The sequence below is a fragment of the Caballeronia sp. M23-90 genome (genome assembly GCF_053574605.1).
Genome location: NZ_JBSIPA010000435.1, coordinates 1 through 5,365, shown reverse-complemented (window position 1 = coordinate 5,365; position 5,365 = coordinate 1). Strand labels below are relative to the sequence as shown.

8 protein-coding genes are annotated in these 5,365 nt (G+C 59.3%); 4 read left to right on the top strand and 4 right to left on the bottom strand.

Translation table 11 applies throughout. The annotated features are described in order from the left end of the window. Positions 1-97: 97 nt before the first annotated feature. Both ACRXB1_RS29245 and ACRXB1_RS29240 read left to right on the top strand, forming a co-directional pair. Positions 98-637 (top strand): pilus assembly PilX family protein, encoded by a 540-nt coding sequence (locus ACRXB1_RS29245; protein ID WP_449494009.1) that lies wholly within the window; start codon positions 98-100, stop codon positions 635-637. Continuing rightward, entirely contained in the window at positions 634-1,074 is a 441-nt protein-coding gene (locus tag ACRXB1_RS29240; RefSeq protein ID WP_449494008.1) for a type IV pilin protein, read from the top strand. Before ACRXB1_RS29245 ends, ACRXB1_RS29240 begins: the two co-directional genes overlap by 4 nt. A 29-nt stretch (positions 1,075-1,103) precedes the next feature. On the opposite strand, the gene ACRXB1_RS29235 is transcribed toward ACRXB1_RS29240, so the two are convergent. From ACRXB1_RS29235 to ACRXB1_RS29225, 3 genes are all read right to left on the bottom strand, one after another. Further along, on the bottom strand, positions 1,104-1,628 hold the full coding sequence (locus tag ACRXB1_RS29235; RefSeq protein ID WP_449494007.1) for a DUF3318 domain-containing protein: 525 nt from the start codon (positions 1,626-1,628) through the stop codon (positions 1,104-1,106). A 75-nt stretch (positions 1,629-1,703) separates the two neighbouring features. Next, positions 1,704-2,084 carry a phage holin family protein gene (locus ACRXB1_RS29230; protein ID WP_449494006.1) on the bottom strand — a complete coding sequence of 127 codons (381 nt, stop codon included), beginning with the start codon at positions 2,082-2,084 and terminating at the stop codon, positions 1,704-1,706. A 222-nt stretch (positions 2,085-2,306) separates the two neighbouring features. Then, positions 2,307-2,609 (bottom strand): DUF883 family protein, encoded by a 303-nt coding sequence (locus ACRXB1_RS29225; protein ID WP_056355014.1) that lies wholly within the window; start codon positions 2,607-2,609, stop codon positions 2,307-2,309. Positions 2,610-3,021: 412 nt separating this feature from the next. On the opposite strand from ACRXB1_RS29225, the gene ACRXB1_RS29220 reads away from it, so the two are divergent. Then, positions 3,022-3,660 (top strand): peroxiredoxin, encoded by a 639-nt coding sequence (locus tag ACRXB1_RS29220; RefSeq protein WP_056355020.1) that lies wholly within the window; start codon positions 3,022-3,024, stop codon positions 3,658-3,660. Between the two features lie 94 nt (positions 3,661-3,754). On the opposite strand, the gene ACRXB1_RS29215 is transcribed toward ACRXB1_RS29220, so the two are convergent. Next, positions 3,755-4,945 (bottom strand): acyl-CoA dehydrogenase, encoded by a 1,191-nt coding sequence (locus ACRXB1_RS29215; protein WP_174365726.1) that lies wholly within the window; start codon positions 4,943-4,945, stop codon positions 3,755-3,757. Positions 4,946-5,044: 99 nt separating this feature from the next. Here ACRXB1_RS29215 and ACRXB1_RS29210 point away from each other — a divergent pair. Continuing rightward, the coding region (locus tag ACRXB1_RS29210; RefSeq protein WP_449494005.1) for a helix-turn-helix domain-containing protein at positions 5,045-5,365 on the top strand (321 nt) is incomplete at its 3' end.

Here is a 5,365-nt window from a genome sequence, read left to right as displayed (position 1 = left end):
AAGGTCAGAATTTCTCCCGATCGATCGATCACGGCCGGGTCCGGCAAGCGTTTCGCAGACGCATCGCGCTGCGTAATGGCAATGGACCGGAGGCGTTATGAAGATACGAACCGGTCATCGCCGGCACTCGCGGGGCGTGGCGCTGCCCATCGTTTTACTGATCTCTTCGATGCTGCTCGTCACCGCCGCAGCATGGCTCGAAGCCGCGTTGGTCGGCGCGCGGGCTACCGGCAACCTGCAGAACCGGGTCCAGGCTTTTCACGGCGCCGACAGTGCGTTGCTGCGCTGCGCCCGCATCGCGCTCGATTCGTTGCCTCAGCCGAGTAACGTCACTGGCCCACTCGGAAGCGAGCCGGACAAATGGCGCCTGAAGGCGTCGTTCGAAGGGGCATCGGCGAATGCGTTGATGCCTTTTACAACCTGGCCGCAAGCAGCGAAACCACCGCAATGTCTGATCGAAGCATGGCCGGCCAGTAATCGTGATGGTGGCGGCGCATTTCTGATTACTGCGCGTGGATTTGGACGGCGCGTGGTTATCGAAGCGTGGTTGCAACAACAGGTCGAAATCACCGAAAGCGGCGCGGTTGCGCGCTGGCGGCGCGTGGCCGCAAAACCTTTTCAGACGAGTTCGCCGTGAATACGACCGCATACACACCCAAGGGATTCAGCCTGCTCGAACTCATGATTACGCTCGGCGTGGCGGCGATCATCGCGATGTTCGCGATGCCGGTTTATCAGCAACAGGTGATGAAGGGACATCGGCTGGATGCGGTTGCCGCGATCTATCGGGCTGCACAGTATGTAGAGAGTGCGCGAAGCGCGTCCGGTAACGACGCCACGCTCAAATTGCCGGCGGGTTTCGACCAGACGCCCGCCACAGGCGCACCGTTCTATGTCTTGCGGCTAGCCGCTGAGTCCGAGATGAACGGCGGCTATTCGATAGAAGCCGAGCCAGTCTCGGCGCCCAACGACGCTTGCGGTTTATTCGCGCTCGACGCGACCGGCGTGAAGTCGAATCGTGCGTTGGAAAAACTCACGCCGCCCAAAGTGGCGGCGTGCTGGAGCGGCAAATGACGCTGTTCAACCAAATACAAGCGAGAGGATCAGGCGTCCGGATCGACGACCGGATCGACCGGCGTGGTGGCCGGACTGGACTTCATCTGTTGCCATACCCGATACGCCTCCCACCCGACGAGTCCCAGGCCGCCCCATTTGAGCAGCGGCTTCGCGCTTGCAAGAAGCCGGGTGCGGACCGGTTTCGCGAGTATCAGCGACGCAAGCGAGCCGACCACGGGATACTGCTTCAGTAACAAACTCAGGTTGCTGGCATTGAACAGACTGCCAAGGCCACTCAGTCTGCCGCCACCCGCGCCGCCGGTCATGCGGTTCATGAACCCGCCGACGCCGGAACTGCGCCCACGCTTGCCGCGCCCGGGCATGATCATGTTCAGTACGCTGAAGTGCTTGACCTTGTAGCGCAGATCGGCGCTTGCCTGCGCCAGTTCCATGCGCTCTACGTCCGCCCGTGCGATCAGCAGTTCCTTGCGCAGGGCGCGCATGTGGGGCGTGCTCAGTTTGTGCGCGTTTGCTCGCTTTTGAGCTTTGAAGGTGTCGTCGGTTTGACTCATGGCGTGGCTAGCTCGTGGAAAGTCATCGATTAATACAGTGCCTGACATGCAGTGCGGCTACGCGCGCGTTGCACTTCAGTTGAACGTGTCGCGGTCCTTCTTGAATTCGGCGAGGGTGCTTTCGAACACGTTCGGCGCGTTGCTCAGTCCGGCGCGCGCACGCATTGCGCATGCAAGGGCGACCAGCACGTACACGGCGGTGATGGCCGCGAGCGATTGCCACCGGTAGGTGTCCCAGAACGCAATTGCTATGAGCACCGTCAGCGTGATGAGCGCCATCATGGTCAACATCATCGCGGCGAGGCCGAGGAAGAGGACGCCGAGCAGCCGTTCCTTTTCTTCCGAGAGTTCAATGCCGATCAGCTCCAGCCGCGTCTCGAAGATGGAAAACACGGAGCTGACGATGCGGCGCAACGGCCCTTGCGTATCGTGCTGATATTGCCTTTCTGTCGTCATGGCTTGAGCGCGAAGAGCGCGTTATTTTGGGCGCAAAAATGTCCGGGCGGATTGATGAGCATCCAGCCGGTCTGTCGAGCGAGTCGCTGGCAAAAACCTGCGGCTGCTCCTGGCTTGTAAGGCAATGTTCGGGCCGGGTCCGCTCGCGTGAGCAGCGGGTGAGCCAACTACGCGGCGAACCGGCATAACAACGAAACCGCGATACAACGGCGACTAAACCGCTTAACGGCGATTGATCAGCAAGCCGATGACCACACCAATGCCCCCGGCAATCCCAATGGATGCCCAAGGACGTTCGTGCACGAAGTCGTCAGTTGCACGTGCGGCCTTCTTGCCTTTTTCGATGACCACGACCTGCGCATCTGCGGCCTTTTCCTTCGCTTGCTTCAAGCGGGTCAGAGCGGTCTCGCGCAGCTCGGATGCACGCTCGCCAGTTGCACTCGCGGCCTGCTTTAACAGGTCTTCGGCGTCTGCGAGAACGGTTTTAATATCCGACATGAATCGCTCCTTATTGATTTCTGACATTGATGGCTCCAAACGGGTGAGGCTACGCCAATCGTACCAAAGAAGCGGTGGGTGACCAGCGTCCATCCGGCCCCGAAACTCATGGCTTGCAGTTTTTGTTCCCGATGCATGCAAACGTGGACCATGAACGCCTTGGGGCTACCATTCCGGCCTGTCTCAGCAGAAGATCGAATCCTTCAGCTACGAGAAATCCGCAACGTCCGTCCCGCCAATGTTTCTGCCATGCCTCGAAAAATTACAAAACTGCATGACGATCTGACGGAATGTTCGTTCGTTGTGCAGGTCTAGTAACGTATGCTTTAATTTTTTGTTCAGACCGCCTCGTTCATTTAACGAGCGGCCTGGCTAATGCAGACTTGCAGCTTCGCCGCGAAGAGAAGAATCGCGGTCTACCAACTTCAGGAGATACACCATGAGCTTGCGCCTTGGCGATACAGCGCCCGACTTCGAACAGGACTCCAGCGTCGGCCGCATCAAGTTTCACGAGTGGCTGGGCAATAGCTGGGGCGTGCTGTTTTCGCATCCGGCCGACTTCACGCCGGTTTGCACGACCGAACTTGGCCTGACCGCGAAGCTTGCCGGCGAGTTCGAAAAACGCAATGTGAAGGCGATCGCGTTGTCGGTGGACAACGTGGAATCGCATAAGGAGTGGATCAAGGACATCAACGAAACGCAGGCGGCCAACGTCGGTTTCCCGATCCTTGCCGATGGTGACCGGAAAGTGTCCGAGCTGTACGACATGATTCATCCGAACGCAAATGCCACGCTGACGGTGCGGTCGTTGTTTGTCATCGATCCGCAGAAGAAGGTGCGTTTGACGATCACGTATCCGGCAAGCACGGGCCGCAATTTCGATGAAATCCTGCGCGTAATCGATTCACTGCAACTGACGGACAGCCATCAGGTCGCCACGCCCGGTAACTGGAAGCAGGGCGACGACGTGGTGATCGTGCCGTCGCTGAAGGACGAAGAGGAAATCAAGCGCAAGTTCCCGAAGGGCTACAAGGCTGTGCGCCCGTATCTGCGTCTGACGCCGCAGCCGAACAAATAACCTGGTTGCCGAAATACAGGTTGAAAACGAGTCTTAAAAAGCCAACGCCTGAAAAGGCGTTGGCTTTTTACATGGCCTTTCCGGGCTGCCGGTGTCAGAAAAACGCCTGGATCCCGGTTTGCGCGCGGCCCAGAATCAGCGCGTGGATATCGTGCGTGCCTTCGTACGTATTGACCACTTCGAGATTCACCAGATGGCGCGCCACGCCGAACTCGTCCGAAATGCCGTTGCCGCCGAGCATGTCACGCGCAAGGCGCGCAATGTCCAGCGCTTTCCCGCACGAATTGCGCTTCATGATCGAGGTGATCTCGACCGCCGCCGTGCCTTCGTCTTTCATGCGGCCGAGGCGCAGCACGCCTTGAAGCCCCAGCGTGATTTCGGTCTGCATATCCGCGAGTTTTTTCTGGACGAGCTGGTTCGCAGCGAGTGGACGCCCGAACTGCTTGCGATCCAGCGTGTATTGCCGCGCCATGTGCCAGCAGGCTTCGGCCGCACCGAGCGCGCCCCACGCGATCCCGTAGCGCGCCGAGTTCAGACAGGTGAACGGTCCCTTGAGGCCGCTCACGTTCGGCATCAGGTTTTCTTCCGGCACGAAGACTTCGTCCATCACGATTTCCCCGGTTATCGATGCCCGCAGACCAACCTTGCCGTGTATCGCGGGCGCGGTGAGTCCCTTCCAGCCTTTCTCCAGGATGAACCCGCGAATCTGGTCCCGTCCGTCTTCTTCGAGCTTCGCCCAGACCACGAAGACATCGGCGATAGGCGAATTCGATATCCACATCTTCTGGCCCGACAGCGAAAAGCCGCCATCCACCTTTTTGGCCCGCGTGGTCATGCTGGCCGGATCGGAGCCCGCGTTCGGCTCGGTCAGGCCAAAGCAGCCGATCCATTCGCCGGTTGCCAGCTTCGGGAGGTACTTTTGCTTTTGCGCGTCGGTGCCGAATTCATTGATCGGCACCATGACCAGTGATGACTGCACGGACATCATCGACCGGTAGCCCGAATCCACGCGTTCCACTTCGCGTGCGATCAGGCCGTAGCTGACGTAGTTCAGCCCGGGGCCGCCATATTGTTCGGGGATGGTCGGGCCGAGCAGGCCGAGTTCGCCCATTTCACGAAAGATCTCGACGTCCGTGCGTTCATTGCGGAACGCTTCGAGCACGCGCGGCTGCAGCTTGTCTTGCGCGTAGGCGTGCGCGGCATCGCGGATCATGCGTTCTTCGTCGCTTAGTTGCTGGTCGAGCAGCAACGGATCTTCCCAACTGAAACGGGCGGCATCGGCCATGGTGTTCTCCTGTTCCTATGATTCCAAGTTTTTGGACTTGACTGATGTTCCGCTAAGCGGAACAATGTTTTGCAAATCAATGACCGAGTCTAGCATCCGATGCCTACGAGTTCCATCGGGATAACCGATCCACCGGGTTCATTGGATGGAGTCGATGAACGCCGTTTTGTCGTGGCGCTTGCTCGCGGCCTGGAATTGCTCCGGGCGTTCCGTCCGGGCGAAACCTTGTTGGGAAATCGCGATTTCGTCGAACGGACGGGGCTTCCCAAGGCAACCGTCAATCGTCTTGCCTATACGCTAACAACGCTCGGCTACCTGCGCTTCGATGAACCCGCCGGCAAGTACGCGCTCGATACAGGCGTGCTGTCGCTCGGCTTTGCATTACTCGCCGGCGCGGACGCGCTCGAACTGGCGCGGCCA

What these genes read in the sequence shown, in the direction of transcription:
- ACRXB1_RS29230 (WP_449494006.1), bottom strand. Translation starts at nt 2,084, where the DNA reads ATGACGACAGAAAGGCAATATCAGCACGATACGCAAGGGCCGTTGCGC.
- ACRXB1_RS29220 (WP_056355020.1), top strand. Translation starts at nt 3,022, where the DNA reads ATGAGCTTGCGCCTTGGCGATACAGCGCCCGACTTCGAACAGGACTCC.
- ACRXB1_RS29225 (WP_056355014.1), bottom strand. Translation starts at nt 2,609, where the DNA reads ATGTCAGAAATCAATAAGGAGCGATTCATGTCGGATATTAAAACCGTT.
- ACRXB1_RS29215 (WP_174365726.1), bottom strand. Translation starts at nt 4,945, where the DNA reads ATGGCCGATGCCGCCCGTTTCAGTTGGGAAGATCCGTTGCTGCTCGAC.
- ACRXB1_RS29235 (WP_449494007.1), bottom strand. Translation starts at nt 1,628, where the DNA reads ATGAGTCAAACCGACGACACCTTCAAAGCTCAAAAGCGAGCAAACGCG.
- ACRXB1_RS29245 (WP_449494009.1), top strand. Translation starts at nt 98, where the DNA reads ATGAAGATACGAACCGGTCATCGCCGGCACTCGCGGGGCGTGGCGCTG.